Here is a 20,782-nt window from a genome sequence, read left to right as displayed (position 1 = left end):
TATTTTTCTTTAAAGTATAAGATAAGTTATATTATACAACAAATAATAGAATAAATTTAGAGATTTGATTAAATAATAGGTTTTTTTAGGCTTTTATCCTATAAAAACCTATTTATAAGTGTATTTTGAAAGATAAGTAAGGTGATTTTCTGTATTGTGAGGTTTATATTGGTAAGTAACAAAAAAAATAATCTACTTATAAATTTAAGAAGTTAGTAATTATAAGTTATTTGATTATTGGAATAAATTTACAGTAAAAATATAAATAAAAAACCCTTATCATTAAAGTATTGGCACAAGTTTTGCTTATTGAATAAATGTACTAATAAATTTTATTCAAATAGGAGGGAGAATTTACATGAGCAAATTGGAATCAACAACAGAAAAAGTAGAGGTAAAATGGTATGGATACGTAGCATTAATATTGGGTGCATTATTTTTTTCAGGAATATTTAAAGATGCACCAGGTCCATTAAAGGTATTGGACTTTAACAATGTATTGGGTTCTTTTGGAACGCTAGGAACCGTTAATGATGGTGTAGGTACATTGGCTGCAAACTTTAGAGGAGATGGAGGTACTGGTCCTAGAGATGGGTGGTTATATGCATTGACACTAATACCATCAGTTATGTTTGCACTTGGAGTAGTTAGAGTTATAGACCATCTAGATGGAATGAAGGCAGCTCAAAAACTTCTTAGTCCACTATTAAAACCATTATTAGGATTACCTGGATTTGCAGGGCTAACTTTAATAGCTAGTCTGCAATCTACAGATGCAGCTGCATCTATGACCAAAGAACTTAAGGATGATGGATATATAGATGAAAAACAAAAGGCTGTATTTTGTGCATTTCAATTTTCAGGTGCATCTGCAATAACAAATTTCTTTGCCTCTGGAGCAGCATTATTTCCATTTATAGGAGATGTACCAATATTTATACCACTTGCTTTAATATTAATTATGAAATTTGTTGGGGCAAACTTACTTAGATTATATTTAAATAAATTTGACAAGGGGGAAGCTTAATATGAGTGAGGTAGCAAAAAAAGAAGTAAAAGTTAAAAAAGGAAATGTGATAGACGCATTTATTGGAGGAGCTAGAAATGGATTTCAAATAAGTACAAATTCAATGGCTCCAAATGTTATCTTTGGTTTTGCTATAATTTCTGTATTCAATTTAACAGGTCTTTTAGATTTAATAGGTACAATATTTACACCTGTAATGAGCATATTTGGTCTTCCAGGTGTTGCAGCAACTGCTATAATGACAATATTTATATCAATGGGAGGAGCATCTGGAGTAATAGCAGGTTTGTTTACAGCAGGTCAGATAAACCAAGCACATGTTGCAATTCTCTTACCAATGTTATTGCTTTCAGGAGCTCAGATACAATTTATGGGTAGACTTTTAGGAACAGCTGAATTAAAGACAAAATACTATCCACACATGTTTGTAATAGCAACCTTAAACGGATGTATTGCAATGCTTATAATGAATTATTTCGTAGTATAGGTAATTATAATAAAAATTTAAGATAAATTTAAGGTTTAAAATTTTAAGGAGGAATTATATTATGGAAACTACCAAAGATTATATTGAGTATGTACATAAAGTGTATGACTATCTACACACTATACCAGAAAAGGGATTTGAAGAATACAAGACATCAGAGTTTATTTTAAAAGAGCTTGAAAAAATGGGGTTTGAAAATATTAATAAAGGTATTGCAGGAACTGGTATTATTGTAACCATAGACTCTAAAAAAGAAGGGCCAGTATTTGCTATAAGAGCAGATATGGATGCGTTGGAATTTATAATAGATGGAGAAAAGAAAATGATACATGCTTGTGGTCATGATGGTCATACTTCTATGCTTTTAACAGCTGCAAAGTTAATAAAAGAAAGAAATCTGGTAAAGAGAGGAAAACTAAAAATACTTTTTCAACCAGGCGAAGAAAAATTATATGGAGCATTAAGAGTAATTGATTCTGGTTTGTTAGATGATGTAGAAGAAATGGTGGGCATGCATTTAAGACCTGGACAAGATTGTAGGTTGGGGAAGGCTATACCTGCAATGTATCATTGTGCTAGTTGTATAATGGAATTTACGATTAAAGGTATTACTTGTCATGGTTCTAAACCACATTTGGGAGTAAATGCAGTAGATGCTGTTTGCTTAGCTGTAAATGCAATAAATGCTATAAGAGTAAATCCAGCTGTACCAAACTCTATAAAAGTAACAAATGTATCGGTTAAAGGAGAAACTTATAATAATATACCAGATGAAGCATTTATGGCTTTAGATATAAGGGCAGAAAGTAATGATATAATAGAGGAATTAAAAGAAAAAGCTATACATGCTGTAAAAACTGCTGCAAGTTCTATAAATGCAGAGGCTGTATTACTTTCAAAGGATGGAGTACCGGCAGCCGAATTTGATGAAGAGCTTGTAAACTTAGCTGAAGAAACTATAAAAGATGTATTGGGAACTGATGCATCAATAGGTATATTTAAAAATTCTGGAGGAGAAGATTTCCACTATTATACACAAAAACTAAAGTGTAAAACTACATATATTGGATTGGGAGCTGATGCTACACCAGGATTCCATAATCCAAATGTAACATTTGATACAAAAGCTTTAGAATATGGTGTAGATATATGGTGTAGATTGGTTGAAAAGAGATTAGGATAATATCCAAACTAATAATTCTCTATTTAAAATTATATAAATTATAGAAAAAGATTGCTTATGTTAATTGAAAAACAATTAATATGAGCAATTTTATTTTGATATAGTGAAATTATTTTTGCAATGTTGAAAAAAATTATGTTAATAAAAATAATTATATTTTAAACCTATTGGTCAAAAAAGTGTTATTATTATAATATGTATAATTGTAAAAATATGCTAAATTTCATCTAGTAATAGACTTAATAATTATATAATTTGTATTTTTAGGAGGGGTAAAATGAGTAAATATAATTTTGACAGAGTAATAGATAGAGTAGGAACAGATTGTATAAAATGGGATTTTAGAACTAATTGTTCACCAAAAGCGCAAAAAGATGGCTTACCTTTTTGGATTGCAGATATGGATTTTGAATGTGCAGAACCAATAATAGAAGCATTATATAAAAAAGTTGACCACAAAATATTTGGATATAGTTCTAATGATAGTGAGGAATACTTCAATGCAGTTTGTGGATGGTATAAAAGGAGATTTAACTGGGAAATAAATAGAAAAGATATTATTTTTAGTCCAGGTGTTGTACCAGCTATTGCTATTTTAGTAAGAATATTAACTGATTCTAATGAAGGTGTGATAGTTCAAAAGCCAGTGTATTACCCATTTGAAGCTAAGATAAAAAGCAATAATAGGGAAGTTATAAACAATCCTCTAGTATATGAGAATGGGACTTATAGAATGGATTATGATGATTTAGAAGAAAAAGCTAAGTGTAGTAAAGTACTTATACTTTGTAGCCCTCACAACCCTGTGGGAAGAGTTTGGAGAGAAGATGAATTAAAAAGGGTTGTCGAAATATGTAAAAAATACAATCTGTGGATAATAGCTGATGAGATACATTCTGATTTAATTAGAAAAGGATTTAAACATACTCCTTTACAATCATTATGTCCAGAGTACAAAGATAAAATAGTTACATGTATAGCTCCAAGTAAAACGTTTAATCTGGCTGGAATGCAATTGTCTAACATAATAGTAAATAATGATGAATTAAAAAAGAAATATCAAGAAGAGGTTACAGCTGTTGGAGTTGCAACTTCACCAAATCCTTTTGCTATTGTAGCCACAATAGCAGCATATAATGAAAGTGAAGATTGGCTTAATGAATTGAATGAATATTTAGATAGTAATATAAAATTTATTGATGAATACTTAAAAGAAAATTTACCAAAAGTAAAACTTATTTATCCAGAAGGAACGTATCTAGCATGGTTAGATTTTACTGCTTATGGATTAAATGAAGTAGAACTTGAAGAGTTAATGTTTAAAAAAGCTAATGTATTATTTGACGAAGGTTATATATTTGGAAAAGAAGGAATAGGATTTGAAAGAATAAATGTAGCATGTCCACAGTCTTTATTAAAAGAATGTATGGATAGATTAAAGACTACATTTGAAAATTTATAAAGTATAGGTAAAAAGTTCTAAAGTGTTTAAAAATAAAAAAATAATAAACTTGACAAATTTTAACTAATCACTTATCATACTATTATGAATAAATAGAAAACATAAGAGAGCTAAATTTTACTGAATTAAACTCTTAAAGACGTTGAAAGGAAGAGTAGTTATAGAATGTAATTAAAGCGAGTTGGTGATGGTGTGAGACCAATATGAAGTCTATAGTGAAGAACATCCTGGAGTTGCTAACCGAAATTTTAAAAGAGTAGGCTTAGTCGGAACCAAACCGTTATCATATTGGGATGTATCGAGTAATATCTGTACATTATGAGCTGGGTTTGGATTTATTTCAAGCTAATCAGGGTGGTACCGCGGAAAAGCAACCTTTCGTCCCTTTTATATAGGGATGAAGGGTTTTTTTAATGGAAAAATATATAAATTAGGGAGTGAATAATATGAGCACAATAATACCAAAGGATTATAAAAGTAGTTTGAATGTAATTGATACACAAATAGCTATAAAAAAATTAAAAGATTTTTTTGAAATGAGACTAAGCAATGAATTAAATCTTATAAGAGTTTCTTCTCCATTATTTGTATTGCCAGAAACAGGTGCAAATGATAATTTAAATGGAGAAAAGGCTGTAAGTTTTGATATACCATTTATGAATAAAAATGCAGAAATTGTTCAATCACTTGCAAAATGGAAACGATTAGCTCTTAAAAAATACGGTTTTGAAGTTGGTAGTGGTTTATATACAGATATGAACGCAATAAGAAAAAATGAAGAATTGGATAACATACATTCTCTTTATGTAGACCAGTGGGATTGGGAATTGGTTATAGATAAAAGTAGCAGAAATGAAAAGACTTTAAAAGATGTTGTAAAAAGATTGTATGGAGTGTTTAAAGATACTGAAATATTTGTATGTAGTATGTATGAAGGTATAAAAGAAATATTACCAGAAGAAATAACTTTTATAACATCACAAGAATTAGAAGATATGTATCCAGAATTATCTCCAAAGGAAAGAGAAGATAAAATTGTAAAAGACAAGAAGGCAGTATTTATAACTCAAATAGGAAAGACATTAATATCAGGAGAAAAACATGATGGAAGAAGCCCTGATTATGATGATTGGGAACTGAATGGAGATATATTATTTTATAACCCTATTTTAGATTCAGCATTAGAATTATCTTCAATGGGAATTAGAGTTGACGAAGAATCTCTTGATAGACAATTAAAACTTGCTGGATGTGAAGATAGAAAAGAGTTTGACTACCATAAGATGCTTTTAAATGGTGAGCTTCCATATACAATTGGTGGAGGAATTGGTCAGTCAAGAATATGTATGTATTTCTTACAAAAAGCTCATATAGGAGAAGTACAAGTTGGAGTATGGCCACAGGATATGATTAAAAATTGTAGTAGTGCAGGAATTGAGTTATTATAATTTAAATGTAAATTAATTGATAAAATTTATATCTAATATATTCATCAAATTAATTATATCGGTTATAATGTAGAATAACCTATAATTATAAGAGGTGATAAATATGGATTTTCTAAAAAGAGTTATTAATATAATTTTAGATGTTCTTAAAAAAATTTTGGTGAGATTTAAAGATGCTAAATTTGGTTTGATTTTTGTATTTGATTTACTTAAACTACCGGATTTTATGACAGATAAAAGAATTAATATAGTTAATAAAATAAAAGTAGTTTCTGTATTAATTTTTACTATATCCTACTTTGTATCTGGAGTTGATATAATTCCTGAGATGATTGCAGGGGCATTTGGTTTTATAGATGATGCTATAGTATTAATTTGGAGTATAGGTATCGTGAATGAAGAAATTAATAAGTATAGAGTTATTGCAAAACAGGATAAACATTCAAATATAATTGAAAATGTCGACTTTTCTATAAAAGATGAAGAAGAATAACAATTTATATCTGTTATTCTTTTTTTTATTAACAAAAAATGGTTAAATTGTTGACGGAGAGGTAAAACTCTATTATCATAATAAGTGGATATACAATATTTAACTAAGTACTCAATGTACAAGGATACTTAATTTAAAAAAGTTATGGAGGGTAAATATTATGAAGAAAAAACTAGGTTTAGTGCCCAAACTAATCATCGGTATCATAGTCGGTATTTTAATCGGAAGTTATGCACCAGAAATAATTGTACAAATATTAGTAACAGTTAGTACTTTATTCTCAGCATTCCTAAAATTTGTTATACCATTTATAATTATAGGTTTTGTAACAGCAGGTATAGCTGATTTAGCAACAGGTGCAGGAAAGCTATTGGGAATAACTACAGCAATAGCATATGGTTCTACTCTAATAGCGGGATTATTGTCATTTGTAGTATCTACATTAGTCTTCCCAAATTTTATTGATGCAAGTGTTGCAAGTCAAATTGGAGACCCAGAGGCAGGAATGTTAGCTCCAATATTCACAATTCCATTAGAGCCTATGGTAGATGTAACAGCAGCAATAGTGTTTGCATTTGTAATGGGACTTGGAATATCAGCTTTAAGAAATCACGGAAAAGGAGAGACTTTATTTAATTTCTTCCAAGAATTCCAAGATATCGTAACGAAAACGTTGTCAACAGTAATTATACCTTTATTACCTTTATATATAGCAGGAACTTTTGCAAATATAACTATAGCAGGACAAGTATGGACAATATTAGGGGTATTCTGGAAAGTATATTTAGTAGTAATCCCTTTACATTTTGTATACATGGCATGTCAATTTACAGCAGCAGGAATGTTTTCAGGAAAAAATCCAGTAAAAATGTTAAAAAATCAAGTGCCTGGATATTTAACAGCGATAGGTACTCAATCTTCAGCAGCAACTATACCAGTTAATGTTGGTTGTGCAGAAAAAAACGGAGTAAGTAAGCAAATAAGAGAGTTTGTTGTACCTCTTTGTGCAACAATACACTTATCAGGTAGTATGATATCAATAACAGGATTTACAACAGCTGTTTTGATGATGAATGGTATGCCACATGGCGTAGATGTATTATTCCCTTATATTGCAATGTTAGGTATAGCAATGGTTGCAGCACCAGGAGCACCAGGTGGAGCTATAATGAGTGCACTTCCTTTCTTACCAATGGTTGGAATACCATCAGATGGTGGTCTTGCAAGTTTAATGATAGCTTTATACTTAACTCAAGACAGTTTTGGTACAGCATGTAATGTATCAGGAGATAATGCAATAGCAGCAGTAGTAGATAAAATAAATGATGGAATGAGTAAAAAAGGAAATATAGAAAATCAAAGTGTTTAGTTTGTAAATAATGAAAAAGGAGGCTGTCTCAAAATAGATAAGCCTCTTTTTCATTGTTGAAATGATGAAAATATATTTGATTTAATATAAAAAATTATAAAATAAAGTAATTTTTTATTTAAAAATTGCCTTAAGAGATGACATTAGTAATTTATTTTCATTAGGTTTTAATATACATACCCTAAAGAAATACTCATCTAGCCCTTCAAATGAATAACAATCTCTTATTATTATTTTTTGCGGAATTAGTTTCTCGCGAAGAGATTTAGCAGTCAATTCCCTTGTCTTAATTTTACACAGTATGAAGTTACCCTTAGTATCATATACATCTAAGCTTTTTATATTTTTAAGTTCTTTAAGTAAGTAATCTCTTTCAGTGTTCATTAAAGAAATAGTACTTGATATAAAGCTTAAATCACTAAACATGATTTCTCCCATTTTAGAAGCTATTATGTTTATATTCCATAAATCTAGATTTTTATTTATTTCATTTTTAACATTAGTATCAGATATAAGACCATATCCAAGCCTTATGCCAGGTGTTGAAAAAAACTTTGATGTACCCCTTATAACGAATAAATTAGAATAATCATCAACTACTTGAGTACAAGAGTATATATCTGTATCAGTAAACTCTACATAAGTCTCATCAATCATCAAAAATGAGTCTGTGTTTTTTAAAATTTCTATTACTTCTACTTTAGTAAATGCAAATCCAGTTGGATTATTAGGATTACAAATTACTACCAAATCATAATCTTTAGCGTTTATAGTCTTTATAAGATTTTCCAAATTTATATGAAAATTATCTTCTTCTTTGGCAAAGTATTTATCTATAGAACAATTAATTTTGGATAGCTCTTTTTCATACTCTGAATAAGCAGGAGAGAGTAAAAGAGCATGTTTAGGATTAATTGTATGTATAAATGATGAAATTAGTTCTGTAGCTCCACTACCAAGTACTATATTATCTATAGAACATTTGCAGTAACTGGATATAGAAGTTTTTAAGTCTATGTAATCAGGGTCAGGATACATAGATACTATATCCATATTGTTTACAATGTATCGTTTGGCTAAATTTGATGTACCAAAAGGATTTATATTTGAGCTAAAATCCATAAATTCTTCTTTTGAAAAGCCATATTTACTAGATAAACTATATAGATTAGCTCCATGGTTTGTGCTCATAAAAGTACCTCCAAAAATAAAATTATATAATTGATAAAAATAGCTGATTAATATGTGTACATATAGATTATAATACAAAGGAATATTTATTCCAAATTTTTAATGGAAAAAGCAAGAAAGTATGGATAAGCTGTTAATTTAGATTTAAAAATCCTGAAAAAGATTTTAATTGATATTTTGGTATGCTATAATATATAAGTTAATAGAAGGAAAGCGGGAGGATACAAAATGTACAAAGTTACAGGAAAAATGTTGACAGAAAAACAAATAAAAGAAAAAGTTTATGAATTAGGAAAAGAAATAGAAGAAGACTTTAAAGGTGAAGATTTACTAGTGGTAGGTATACTTAAAGGAGCTAGTGTATTTGTTTCAGATTTAATAAGATGTATAGATTTGGATGTAAATATAGATTTTATGAGTGTTACAAGTTATGGAAACTCAACAGAGTCTTCTGGAACAGTTAAAATATTAAAAGATTTGGATGTAGATATTGAAGGAAAGAATGTGTTGATTGTAGAGGATATAATAGATTCTGGTTTAACATTAAGTAATCTAGTTGCAGCTTTAAAAACTAGAAATCCAAAATCTTTAAAACTATGTACTCTACTTGACAAACCTCAAAGAAGAAAGGCTAATATACCTGTAGACTATGTTGGATTTGTTATAGAAGATAAGTTTATTGTTGGTTATGGAATAGATTATGCTGAGAAGTATAGAAATTTACCTTACATAGGTATAGTTGAGGATGTAGAATAGACTTAAATGTGAATCAAAAGCACTAATCTCTAAGGGAGTTAGTGCTTTTTGGTTAAGTGTATAAAATTTTAGTAAAGGAGATACTGTATGGATATTCAATTAAGTATATTATTATTTTTCCAAAATTTGAGAAATCCAATTTTAAACTTTATATTTCTTTTATTCACGATAAGTACAGAAGCACCATTATTAATATTAATTACAACAATCATATACTGGTGTATAAATAAAAAATATGGACAGAAAATACTGTTTGCTATAATTGGAAATTTTGTTGTAAATTTAGGTATCAAAGAGTTTGTAAAAGCCCCCAGACCAATAGGAATAAAGGGGCTTGAGTCACTTCGAGTTTCTACGGCTGGAGGTTATTCTTTTCCAAGTGCTCATACTCAAACTGCAACCACGTTTTGGGTTAGTATTATGACTATATTTAAAAGGAGATATATCCATTTAATAGGTGTAGTAATGGTTTTAGGAGTAGGATTGTCTAGGCTATACTTAGCTGTTCATTGGCCAATAGATGTGATAACTGGTTGGATATTAGGTATATTTTTTACAGTAATATTTGTAAAAATATTTGACTATATTGATGATAATAAAAATTATATTTTACTTGTAGCTTTACTTGTACCATTTGTAATAGTAGCTATATTTCTAAATAGCCCAGAATATTTTGAAAAGTTTGGTATTATAGTAGGGTTTGTGTTTGGATATATAGTTGAGGATAGATTTGTTAAATTTAACACAGATAATAATAACAAAAAAATTAACTTTAGTAGTAAAAGCAAGAAGAGTAAAAATATAATTTTTTCAAGAATATGTAGGTTTTTGACTGGGATAGTAACAATAGGAATGTTATATATTGGCATTAAGTTGTTTATTTCAATGCTAATAGTCACTTTAAATATAAGTGACTCTAGTATTAGTATAATTTTTATGAATTTTATTAAGAATACAGTGGTTGTTTTTTATGGAGTAGCAGGAGCTCCTGCACTGTTTAAACTTTTGAAATTAAATTGATTTGAGTTATATGGTAAATGGTTTAAATTAAAAATATTAAGGGTAGAAAAGAGTGATTATTTGAAGAAGGTAGTAGTAATAGGTGGTGGACCAGCAGGAATGATAGCTGCATCAACTGCATGTGAAAGAGGCTGTGATGTAATATTAGTTGAGAAAAACCATAAATTAGGAAAAAAACTTGCAATAACAGGGAAAGGTAGATGTAATATCACTAATGCTTGTGATATAGAGGAATTAATAGAAAATGTTCCTACAAATGGAAAATTTTTGTATAGCGCTTTTTATACTTTTACAAATGATGATGTAATAAGTATGTTTAATAATCTTGGGGTAAAAACTAAAACAGAAAGAGGGAAAAGAGTTTTTCCAGAAAGTGATAAAGCATTTGATGTTGTAAAGGCTCTTGAAAAACAACTCAAAATTAAAAAAGTAAATATATTATTAAATTCGAAAGTAGAAAAAATAATATCTAAAAATAATAAAATTGAGAAAGTAATTTTAAACAATAAGAAAGAAATTAAGTGTGATTCAGTTATAGTGGCAACTGGTGGATTAAGTTACCCACTTACTGGTTCTACTGGTGATGGATATAAATTTGCAATTTCACAGGGACACACAATTGTAGATACAAAACCATCTTTAGTTGGTATAGAAGTACAAGAAAATTTTACGAAAGATTTAGAAAAATTATCATTGAGAAATGTTGAGATAAGAGTATTTAATAGCAAAAAAAAGAAAGTTTATAGTGATTTTGGAGAACTTGAATTTACTAAGTTTGGTTTAGATGGACCTATAATCAAGTCTGCAAGTTGTAGAATGAAAGATACGAGTAAAGAAAATTACACTATATTGTTGGATTTAAAACCTGCATTAGATGAAGAAAAATTGGATAAAAGAGTTCAAAAAGATTTTCAGAAGTATACAAATAAAAAATTTGAAAAAGCATTGGATGATTTACTTCCAAAAAAACTTATACCTGTAATAATAAAATTGAGTGAAATTAATCCAGATACAGTTGTTCATCAAATTTCTAGAGAGCAGAGAAAAAACTTAGTCCATTTATTAAAAAATTTAAAGTTTACAGTAAAGAGATATAGACCTATTGATGAAGCTATAATAACTTCTGGTGGTGTAAAAGTAAATGAAATAAACTCAAGTACTATGGAATCAAAATTAGTAGAAGGTTTATTTTTTGCTGGAGAAGTAATAGATATAGATGCATATACAGGAGGATTCAATTTGCAAATAGCTTTTTCTACTGGATATTTGGCAGGTTTTAATTGCTAAAAATTACCTGAATTAAAAATGTTTAAAATCACATAATATTATCAGCAACACAAAATAAATTAAACAGAAGGAAGGTAATCAACATGGCAAGTAACAATAACAACAACAGAACAGTAGTACCAGGAGCAAAAGAAGCTTTAAACCAAATGAAATTAGAAATAGCTAATGAACTTGGTATGACTAATTATCAACAAGTTGATAAAGGAAACCTTACTGCAAGAGAAAATGGTTATGTAGGTGGATACATGACTAAAAAATTAGTTGAAATGGCTGAACAACAAATGGCTGGAAAAAGCAACAGATAGTTAATAAATAATTATTTATAACTATTGGCTATTAGTTTAGCTAGAGCTATCTCAAATATAGAAAGTAATTTCTAAATTGAGATAGCTTTTTTTTATTAAATTTTAGATAGATACATTTTTATGTAATAAATTTTATGGATTTGGATAAAATAATACAAATGAATATGTTACATAAGGAGTGATGTAAAATGAGTAGTGTAAATTTTGAGGATTTAAAAAACAAATTTATTAATAGTGACCTAGATGAAAAAATAAGAATATATACAACAACAGAAGGTTTATCAGTAGAACAATTTAAAGAACTATTGAAGTATTATCCAATACAACATTTATCTAAATTAGAAAAGGCACTTGGATAGTATTGTTTAGTCCAAAATTAAAAAGGCAATTTATTTAATATTAAAAGTATTTTTTATTAAATAAATTGCCTTTTTATAATAAATTTAGATTATCAAGCTTTTGATATATAATTATAGATTCTCTCATTTCCAAGTTCAATAGACCCAGTATTAATAAGAGTAACGATTCCTTCTATATCTTTAGAAGTTAAGTATTTATATGGAATTAATAAGTTATAGCCAGTACTATTTAGTAAGTTTTTTAATTGGGTTACTTGAGAGATATTGAAACACTTTGCAGTTTTAGTAGATTTTTTTCTTAGGTTAAATAAATTTTCATTCTGAATCTTTATTAAAGTTTCGATATAGTCTATATAAGATGCCTTAAATTCTGATTCATTAACTATTTTTTCATCAACTATACTACCGATAAAATCATGAGATAATATATTATCTGCAAATTTATCTGCTGTTAATTTTCCAGATGTTATGCCTTTTTGGTATTTTCTAAGAATTTTTTTAGTGTAGCAGTATATTTTATTTCTCGTTTCTAAATCAAGTTGTTCTATTTGCACAAAACCACTTCCTTCTAATTATAAAAATATTTATTAAAAAATCTATGCTTAACTAATAAAGCTTCAATAACTTATTTACAATAAATACTAAATCATAAAATATTTGTTATTTTTTATTATTACCAAGTATAAAAAATATTATAATTGTAAAACTTACAAGTATATGTAAAATATTTAGAAAATATTTAGGAGTGATGAAAATGTTAAATGGGATAATAAAACTTTTTTATTCAGAAATTGTAAAAACAAAGATTAATAATTTAGATTCAAGTGGATATTCCTTAAGAGATGAATGTAAAGAAATTAGAAATATAACTTTAAAGATAGACAGTGTATTTTTTAAACTCTTAAAGCTAGCTTTTGGTTCAATATTGCTTATGGTAGCATTCAATTTAAACTTGGTATTAGGTATAGGAGTGTTTTTAATTGGTGTAGTTTACATTCTCTATAAAAGAAATATGGAAGAACAAGTAAAAGAGCATATAAATAATGTAAAGAATAATATCGACATTTCCAAAATTACTTTTATGGATGAAAAAGGGAGAACAGGTCTAAATGCATTAATTACATTGCTACTTATAGGATTATTGACAGGATTTAACTGGATATTAGTTGCTAGTTTTGTCGTTATTTTTGTTTTTACTATAAAGAATGTATGTTAAAATACTAATAAATAGTTTAATATATAGGGGGAGAAATTGAGTATGACTAATGGCAGTTATAAAATGAAGAATTTAGTGGAGATATCCGCTATGGTGACTGAATCTACAGATTTTTTTAATATAAAAGATGACATAATAGAAAAAATGTTAGAAGTTGTTCATCCCACAAAGGCATGTGTAAATCTATTTTATAAAAATGATTCTAAATATGCCTACTTAGTATGTTCACAAACCTTAGAATATGTACCTCAAATTTTTCCAATAAATAGTCTTAAAGGTGCAAAAATTGATTTTGACACGTATCCAGAGTATATACATGAAGCTGTAAATGAAAAAAAGATAATATATGTGGAAAATGTATTTGAAGATTCTAGGGCAGAAGGTGAACGAGATTTAGCAAAAGCTGAAGGTTATATTGGGAGAATCGTTTTTCCTTTTATAATAAATAATGTAGTTGTTGGATTTATGACTTGCTTTTTAAAAGAGGATGATTATTTAACAGAACAAGATATAGATTTTATATCCTCTGTTGCATCACTCCTAAGTTTGTCAATAGAAATAACTAATAAAAATAATAATGTACAAATTTTAATTGATAAGTTAAGAGGCTCAATAAGTGCTATAAATGAAGCTACGAAAAAACTATATCTTAATAAAAGTATTGATGGGTTTTTAGAAAATTTAAGTAAACAAGCGTGCAATATTACTAATAGTAAAGAAGCTTTAATAATTATAACTGGTCATCGTAATAAGGATACTATATTTAGCTGTTACAATGTTGAGCAAAAAAAGAAAACCAATTTATATCCTATGATTGATACATTTTTAAAGAAAGAATCATTAGGAGGGTACCTAAATAACTTAAAACCATGTTCAAAAAAGGGAATAAATTTGGAAAGTTATATATATTACAAACTTCAGGATAAAAATGAGACTATAGGATGTATAGTTTGTGCAAATAGTAAAAGCTATACTAGTGATGATTTAAATATTCTTAGTATATTGTCCAAACAAGTTTCTGTTGGGATGCAATTATATGAATATAATGAAAAGGAAGTAAAACACAAAGTTCTTGAAAATGAGTTGAATATACTAAATAAACAACAACAGCTTATTATGGATAAGGGTAAAATGGATTGCAATGATGAGAAAGAACTTTATTTTTACCATAAACCAGCAAGGGTAGTAGGTGGAGATTTTTATTATGCTACAAAAGTAGATGATGAACATATAGTTTATATTGTTGCTGATGTAATGGGACATGGAATGGTATCAAATTATGTTGTCGCAATGATAAAAGGTGCTTTTAAAGTATTATGTAATCAATATAATACACCAAGAGAAATAATGACAAATTTAAATAGAATGCTATATGATGAGTTTGACAAAATGGGGGTATTTACAACATGCTTGGTAGGTATTATAGATACTAAAGAAAATATTATTACAATATCTAATGCAGGTCACTATAGTCCTGTAGTTGTAAAGAAGGATGGTACAATAGAAACTAATTTAAATTGTAAAAAGGGTATACCTATTGGAATAATGGAAGATGCTACTTATGAAAATAATACTCTTTCAATGGAAGATTATGCAATGGTATGTATGTATACTGATGGAATTTTAGAGATAAAGAATTCATCAAAAGAAGAGTATGGTATAAACAGATTAGAAAACTTTCTAAAAGAAAACTTTAGATTAAATCAACAGTTAATAGTAGAGAATCTAAAATTGGATTTAAAGAACTTCTCATCAAAAGATAGTTATGATGATGATATTTTAATAGTTATGTTAAAGGATAGGTAGATTGATTATGGGTTTGAATGATAAAAAAGAACTTAAAAGTCCAGAGATTATGATAATAAATGGAAGTCCAAGAATTAATAAAAATTGCAGTTTTATAGCGAATGAAGTAAAATCTATGCTAGAAGAGAATGGATTAAGTTGTAAAATATTTAATATATACGATATGGATATTGAATATTGTACAGCATGTGGGTTTTGTGAAAAAACAGGATATTGTAAGTTTAATGATGATATGAAACCATTATATAAAATGTTTGACGAGTCAAAAGGAACTATAGTAGTAAGCCCAGTACATTTTGATTCAATATCAGCTAAATTAAAGACTGTTGTTGATAGAACTCAAGCTATATATGCAAGTAAATATGTATTAAATAAACCTTCAATTGATAGAAGTAAGAAACGGATAGGAATGTATATTGCAGTGGGGGGTAGTAAATCATATGACTCACAATTTAAAGGTGGACAGATTGTTATGGACTTTTTCTTTAAGAGTATAAATACTAAACTTTTACACAATATATATTTAAACAATACAGATAATGTATCCTATATAGATAATCAAGAATTTAAAGATATAATATATAAAAATTTAAAGATATATATTGATTCAATATAATTTGATTTTGTAGGTAATATTATGTATAATTGTATTGCAATAATTTAAAATAATTAAAAGGAGGGAATTTCAATGAAATTACCAATAGCATTATCTAACAAACATGTTCATTTGAGTCAAGCTGATATAGACATATTATTTGGAGCAGGTCATGAGTTAACTAAGTTTAAACCATTATCTCAACCAGGACAATATGCCTGTGAAGAAAAAGTGGATTTAGTAGGACCAAAAGGAACTTTAAAAGGAGTTAGAGTACTAGGGCCAGCTAGAGCTCATACTCAAGTTGAAATATCTTTAGCAGATGGTTTCCCATTAGGAGTAAAAGCACCAATAAAAGAATCTGGTGATATAGCTGGAACTCCAGGTGTTAAATTAGTAGGGCCTGCTGGGGAAGTTGAAATGAAAGAAGGAGTTATAGTTGCTTCTAGACATATACATATGAGCAATGAAGATGCTGCTAAATTTGGTGTAACTGATAAACAAATAGTAAAGGTTAAAACATCTGGACCAAGAGCATTAGTATTTGAAAATGTATTAGTAAGAGCTAGTGATAGCTTTAATTTAGAGATGCATGTTGATATGGAAGAAGGAAATGCAGCAGGTGTTAAAAACGGAGATTTAGTAGAATTAATAGTTGATTAATATTATAAATTAAATTTATGCTAGTAGATATTTTATTTGCTAGCATATTTTTAAATGTAATAAATTTCTATAGGATAAAATTAATCTATTAGATTAATTTATAAAATAAAGGGGTATTATAAAAAAGGTAATAAAAACTTACAAAAATATGATGTAATATGGTAAAATTATAAATATAAAAATTTACATATAATGAAGATAACTATTTTAATTTTTATACTGATACAAACAAATAGATAAAAAAGTTTGAAAAGTCTAACTTAATTTATTATATATTGTATACAAAATTATGAAAAAAACTTAACATATTTAATTTTAAAAAAAATCTACTTAAATATGTAATTAATTTACAATTTTCAAAGGAATTTTATCTAATCTGTAGTATTATATTAGAAGATAGAGTATTTGCGCGACTATATGTGTGTTTGTATTTTTGTTGTGTAAATTATATGTAAATATAAAAAATAGACTTGTTATAAACAAGTACAATTGTAGCTATCAAGGAGGATACATATTATGGCTAAGTTTATGAAAACACTTGATGGAAATACAGCTGCAGCTCATGTTGCCTATGCGTTTACAGATGTAGCAGCTATATATCCAATCACACCATCTTCAACTATGGCTGAAGTAGTTGATGAATGGGCGTCACAAGGAAGAAAAAATATATTTGGACAAACAGTTAATGTTGTTGAAATGCAGTCAGAAGCAGGGGCATCAGGAACATTCCACGGTTCTTTACAAGGAGGAGCTTTAACTTCTACTTTTACAGCATCTCAAGGTTTATTATTAATGATACCTAACATGTATAAAGTTGCAGGAGAGTTATTACCAGGAGTATTCCATGTAAGTGCTCGTGCTTTAGCATCTCAAGCTTTATCAATATTTGGTGACCATCAAGACGTTATGGCTGCTAGACAAACTGGATGTGTATTATTAGCTTCTGGTTCAGTTCAAGAAGTAGCTGATATAGCGCCTGTTGCACATTTAGCTGCAATAGAAGGTAGATTACCATTTATACATTTCTTTGATGGATTTAGAACTTCACATGAAATCCAAAAAGTTGAATTATTAGAAAATGAAGATTATGCAAGTTTATTAAACTTTGAAGCAGTTCAAGCATTTAGAGATAATGCTTTATCTCCAAATCATCCAGTTGCTCGTGGTACTGCTCAAAACCCAGATATATATTTCCAAACTAGAGAAGCTTCTAATAAATACTATCAAAATATAGTAGGTATAGTTGAAAAATACATGGAAAAAATGAGTAATTTAACAGGTAGAAAACATAGTTTATTTGATTACTATGGAGCAGAAGATGCTAAATACGTATTAGTGGCTATGGGTTCAGTAACAGAAACAATTGAAGAAACTATAGATTACTTAAATGCTAAGGGAGAAAAATATGGTTTAGTTAAAGTTCATTTATATAGACCATTCTCAATGAAACATTTCTTAGATGCTATGCCATCTACTGTTGAAAGAATATGTGTACTTGATAGAACTAAAGAGCCAGGTTCAACTGGTGAACCATTATACTTAGATGTACGTGATGTATTCTATGGAAAAGAAAATGCTCCTATGATAATAGGTGGAAGATACGGATTAGGTTCAAAAGACACTACTCCTTCAGATATAAAAACTGTTTTTGATAACTTAGTTTCAGAACAACCTAAAAATGGATTTACAGTAGGTATAGTTGATGATGTAACTAACACTTCTTTAACTCCATCTGAATCAATTAAAATAGCTTCTAAAGGAACTATAAGATGTAAGTTCTGGGGATTAGGTTCTGATGGTACTGTTGGAGCTAATAAGCAAGCTATAAAAATAATCGGTGACTATACTGAAAAATATGCTCAAGCTTACTTTGATTATGACTCTAAAAAATCTGGTGGTGTGACTATGTCTCACTTAAGATTTGGTGATAGTCCAATAAGAGCTACTTATTTAATAGATGAAGCTGACTATATTGCCTGTCATAAACAATCATATGTTTATCAATATGATTTATTAAAAGGTCTTAAAAAAGGTGGTACGTTTGTACTTAACACTATATGGGACCAAGCAGGGATTGAAGAACATTTACCAGCTCATATGAAACAATATATAGCTAAAAATGATATAAAATTCTATACAGTTAATGCTGTTAAACTAGGACAAGAAATAGGTCTTGGAAATAGAATAAACATGATAATGCAATCTGCATTCTTTAAATTAGCTGAAATAATACCAGAAGAAGATGCTGTTAAATACTTAAAAGATTCTATAGTTAAAGCTTATGGTAAAAAAGGTGAAAAAATAGTTAACATGAACTACGCTGCTGTTGATGCAGGAATAAATGCTTTAGTTAAAGTTGAAGTTCCAGCTTCTTGGGCAAATGCTGTTGATACAGATAAAGAAGAAGTTAAAGAGCCAGAATTCATAAAAAATATACTAAGACCAATGACTGCACAAGAAGGAAATAACTTACCAGTAAGTACATTCAATGGTATAGAAGATGGAACATTCCCTTGTGGTACTGCAGCTTATGAAAAACGTGGTATAGCTGTTGATGTTCCTGAATGGATAATAGATAACTGTATCCAATGTAACCAATGTTCTTTTATATGTCCTCATTCATGTATAAGACCAGTATTGGTTACTGAAGAAGAATTAGCTAATGCTCCAGAAGGATTTGAAGCTAAAAAAGCATTAGGTAAAGGATTAGAAGGATTAAAATATAGAATTCAACTTAGTCCACTTGACTGTACAGGATGTGGAAACTGTGCTGATATATGCCCAGCCAAAGAAAAAGCTTTAGTTATGAAGCCAATAGATACTCAACTTGACACAGAGTTAGATAATTGGGCATTTGCAGTAAATCCTGATAAGGTAGCTCCAAAAGGTGATGTTATGCCTGTAAACACTGTTAAAGGAAGTCAATTTAGACAACCATTAATGGAGTTTTCAGGAGCATGTGCTGGATGTGGAGAAACTGCATACATTAAAGTAGTTACACAATTATATGGAGATAGAATGATGATAGCTAATGCTACTGGATGTTCTTCTATATGGGGAGCTTCTGCACCATCAATTCCTTATACTTGTAACCATGAAGGTAAAGGTCCATCTTGGGCAAACTCTTTATTCGAGGATAATGCTGAATATGGATTTGGTATGTATACAGCTGTTAAGCAAATAAGAAATAAAATAGTAGATGCTATGACAGAGTTAGTTTCTATGGATATCTGTGAAGATGCTAAAGCAGTATTTACAGAGTGGTTAGATTCTAGAAATGATGGAGAAGCTTCTAAAGTAGCAAGTGCTAAGGTTGTTGAATTATTAGAAAAACCAGCTTGTGATTGTACAGATGCAAAGGCTAAAGAATTAGTAAAAGCTATAAAAGATAGAAAAGATTATCTAGTTAAGAGATCTCAATGGATACTAGGTGGAGACGGTTGGGCATATGATATCGGTTATGGTGGATTAGACCATGTTCTTGCATCTGGTGAAGATGTAAATGTGCTTGTATTTGATACAGAAGTTTATTCAAATACAGGAGGTCAAGCATCTAAAGCTACTCCAGCTGCTGCTATGGCTAAGTTTGCTGCTTCAGGTAAAAAATCTAGAAAGAAAGATTTAGGAATGATGGCTATGACATATGGAAACGTATATGTAGCTCAAGTTTCTATGGGTGCTGATAAAAATCAATTTATCAAAGCAGTTATAGAAGCTGAAAAACATGATGGACCATCTTTAATAATAGCTTATGCTCCATGTATAAACCATGGATTAAAAGAAGGTATGGGAAGAACTGTAGCTAATGAAGCACAAGCTGTTGCTTGCGGATATTGGCATTTATATAGATTCAATCCAGAAGCAAAAGCTGAAGGTAAAAACCCATTCACTTTAGATTCTAAAGAACCAACTGCAAGCTTCAGAGATTTCATACTTGCACAAGTAAGATATTCTGCTATAGCTAAACAATTCCCAGAAGAAGCTGATGGATTATTTGCTAAGGCTGAAGCTGATGCTAAAGAAAGATATGAAGGATACAAAAAATTAGCTGAATAATATTAAAGTATTATAATGCTTATATAAAACTGATAAAAAGGGGTGTCTCAAAGTGAACT

General features: G+C 28.9%; 19 protein-coding genes and 1 other annotated feature. Of the genes, 17 read left to right on the top strand and 2 right to left on the bottom strand.

The window, feature by feature from the left end:
- Positions 1-358 precede the first annotated feature (358 nt).
- The 7 genes from JJC02_13065 (at position 359) to JJC02_13035 (ending at position 7,469) form a co-directional block, all read left to right on the top strand.
- On the top strand, positions 359-1,027 hold the full coding sequence (locus JJC02_13065; GenBank protein ID UDN53826.1) for a hypothetical protein: 669 nt from the start codon (positions 359-361) through the stop codon (positions 1,025-1,027).
- A 1-nt stretch (position 1,028) separates the two neighbouring features.
- A complete protein-coding gene (locus JJC02_13060) occupies positions 1,029-1,514 on the top strand; it encodes a YjiG family protein (GenBank protein ID UDN53825.1) in 486 nt (161 codons plus the stop codon).
- 61 nt (positions 1,515-1,575) lie between these two features.
- Positions 1,576-2,697 carry a M20 peptidase aminoacylase family protein gene (locus tag JJC02_13055; protein UDN53824.1) on the top strand — a complete coding sequence of 374 codons (1,122 nt, stop codon included), beginning with the start codon at positions 1,576-1,578 and terminating at the stop codon, positions 2,695-2,697.
- Between the two features lie 277 nt (positions 2,698-2,974).
- A complete protein-coding gene (locus tag JJC02_13050; GenBank protein UDN53823.1) occupies positions 2,975-4,159 on the top strand; it encodes a pyridoxal phosphate-dependent aminotransferase in 1,185 nt (394 codons plus the stop codon).
- Between the two features lie 133 nt (positions 4,160-4,292).
- Positions 4,293-4,548 (top strand) — a binding site (T-box leader).
- A gap of 57 nt (positions 4,549-4,605) precedes the next feature.
- Positions 4,606-5,607, top strand: a complete 1,002-nt coding sequence (locus JJC02_13045) for an aspartate--ammonia ligase (protein ID UDN53822.1) — start codon at positions 4,606-4,608, stop codon at positions 5,605-5,607.
- A 103-nt stretch (positions 5,608-5,710) separates the two neighbouring features.
- On the top strand, positions 5,711-6,100 hold the full coding sequence (locus JJC02_13040; protein UDN53821.1) for a DUF1232 domain-containing protein: 390 nt from the start codon (positions 5,711-5,713) through the stop codon (positions 6,098-6,100).
- A 160-nt stretch (positions 6,101-6,260) separates the two neighbouring features.
- Positions 6,261-7,469: a dicarboxylate/amino acid:cation symporter gene (locus tag JJC02_13035; protein ID UDN53820.1), complete on the top strand. Its 1,209-nt coding sequence runs from the start codon at positions 6,261-6,263 to the stop codon at positions 7,467-7,469.
- Between the two features lie 114 nt (positions 7,470-7,583).
- Here the strand turns inward: JJC02_13035 and JJC02_13030 are convergent, their stop codons facing one another.
- Positions 7,584-8,660 carry an aminotransferase class I/II-fold pyridoxal phosphate-dependent enzyme gene (locus JJC02_13030; protein ID UDN53819.1) on the bottom strand — a complete coding sequence of 359 codons (1,077 nt, stop codon included), beginning with the start codon at positions 8,658-8,660 and terminating at the stop codon, positions 7,584-7,586.
- Between the two features lie 228 nt (positions 8,661-8,888).
- On the opposite strand from JJC02_13030, the gene hpt reads away from it, so the two are divergent.
- The 5 genes from hpt to JJC02_13005 all read left to right on the top strand — a co-directional run bounded on the left by hpt (position 8,889) and on the right by JJC02_13005 (position 12,387).
- The gene (gene hpt, locus JJC02_13025) at positions 8,889-9,416 is read left to right on the top strand and encodes a hypoxanthine phosphoribosyltransferase (protein ID UDN53818.1); all 528 of its coding nucleotides are present in this window, start codon (positions 8,889-8,891) and stop codon (positions 9,414-9,416) included.
- A gap of 87 nt (positions 9,417-9,503) precedes the next feature.
- Entirely contained in the window at positions 9,504-10,436 is a 933-nt protein-coding gene (locus JJC02_13020) for a phosphatase PAP2 family protein (protein UDN53817.1), read from the top strand.
- Between the two features lie 60 nt (positions 10,437-10,496).
- Positions 10,497-11,723 (top strand): NAD(P)/FAD-dependent oxidoreductase, encoded by a 1,227-nt coding sequence (locus JJC02_13015; protein ID UDN53816.1) that lies wholly within the window; start codon positions 10,497-10,499, stop codon positions 11,721-11,723.
- 83 nt (positions 11,724-11,806) lie between these two features.
- Positions 11,807-12,028, top strand: a complete 222-nt coding sequence (locus JJC02_13010; GenBank protein ID UDN53815.1) for an alpha/beta-type small acid-soluble spore protein — start codon at positions 11,807-11,809, stop codon at positions 12,026-12,028.
- 188 nt (positions 12,029-12,216) lie between these two features.
- Positions 12,217-12,387: a hypothetical protein gene (locus JJC02_13005; GenBank protein ID UDN53814.1), complete on the top strand. Its 171-nt coding sequence runs from the start codon at positions 12,217-12,219 to the stop codon at positions 12,385-12,387.
- 92 nt (positions 12,388-12,479) lie between these two features.
- On the opposite strand, the gene JJC02_13000 is transcribed toward JJC02_13005, so the two are convergent.
- Positions 12,480-12,941 (bottom strand): hypothetical protein, encoded by a 462-nt coding sequence (locus JJC02_13000; GenBank protein ID UDN53813.1) that lies wholly within the window; start codon positions 12,939-12,941, stop codon positions 12,480-12,482.
- Positions 12,942-13,135: 194 nt separating this feature from the next.
- On the opposite strand from JJC02_13000, the gene JJC02_12995 reads away from it, so the two are divergent.
- The 5 genes from JJC02_12995 to nifJ all read left to right on the top strand — a co-directional run bounded on the left by JJC02_12995 (position 13,136) and on the right by nifJ (position 20,723).
- Positions 13,136-13,603, top strand: a complete 468-nt coding sequence (locus tag JJC02_12995) for a hypothetical protein (protein ID UDN56425.1) — start codon at positions 13,136-13,138, stop codon at positions 13,601-13,603.
- A 42-nt stretch (positions 13,604-13,645) separates the two neighbouring features.
- Positions 13,646-15,409: a SpoIIE family protein phosphatase gene (locus tag JJC02_12990; protein ID UDN53812.1), complete on the top strand. Its 1,764-nt coding sequence runs from the start codon at positions 13,646-13,648 to the stop codon at positions 15,407-15,409.
- 7 nt (positions 15,410-15,416) lie between these two features.
- Positions 15,417-16,025: a flavodoxin family protein gene (locus tag JJC02_12985; protein ID UDN53811.1), complete on the top strand. Its 609-nt coding sequence runs from the start codon at positions 15,417-15,419 to the stop codon at positions 16,023-16,025.
- A 72-nt stretch (positions 16,026-16,097) separates the two neighbouring features.
- Positions 16,098-16,667, top strand: coding sequence for a phosphate propanoyltransferase (locus JJC02_12980; GenBank protein ID UDN53810.1), 570 nt, complete (start codon positions 16,098-16,100; stop codon positions 16,665-16,667).
- A gap of 516 nt (positions 16,668-17,183) precedes the next feature.
- On the top strand, positions 17,184-20,723 hold the full coding sequence (gene nifJ, locus JJC02_12975) for a pyruvate:ferredoxin (flavodoxin) oxidoreductase (protein UDN53809.1): 3,540 nt from the start codon (positions 17,184-17,186) through the stop codon (positions 20,721-20,723).
- Positions 20,724-20,782: the final 59 nt, after the last annotated feature.

Source organism: Clostridioides sp. ES-S-0054-01 (genome assembly GCA_021561035.1).
Lineage (GTDB): Bacteria > Bacillota > Clostridia > Peptostreptococcales > Peptostreptococcaceae > Clostridioides.
This window is presented reverse-complemented; position numbering and strand designations above follow the sequence as displayed.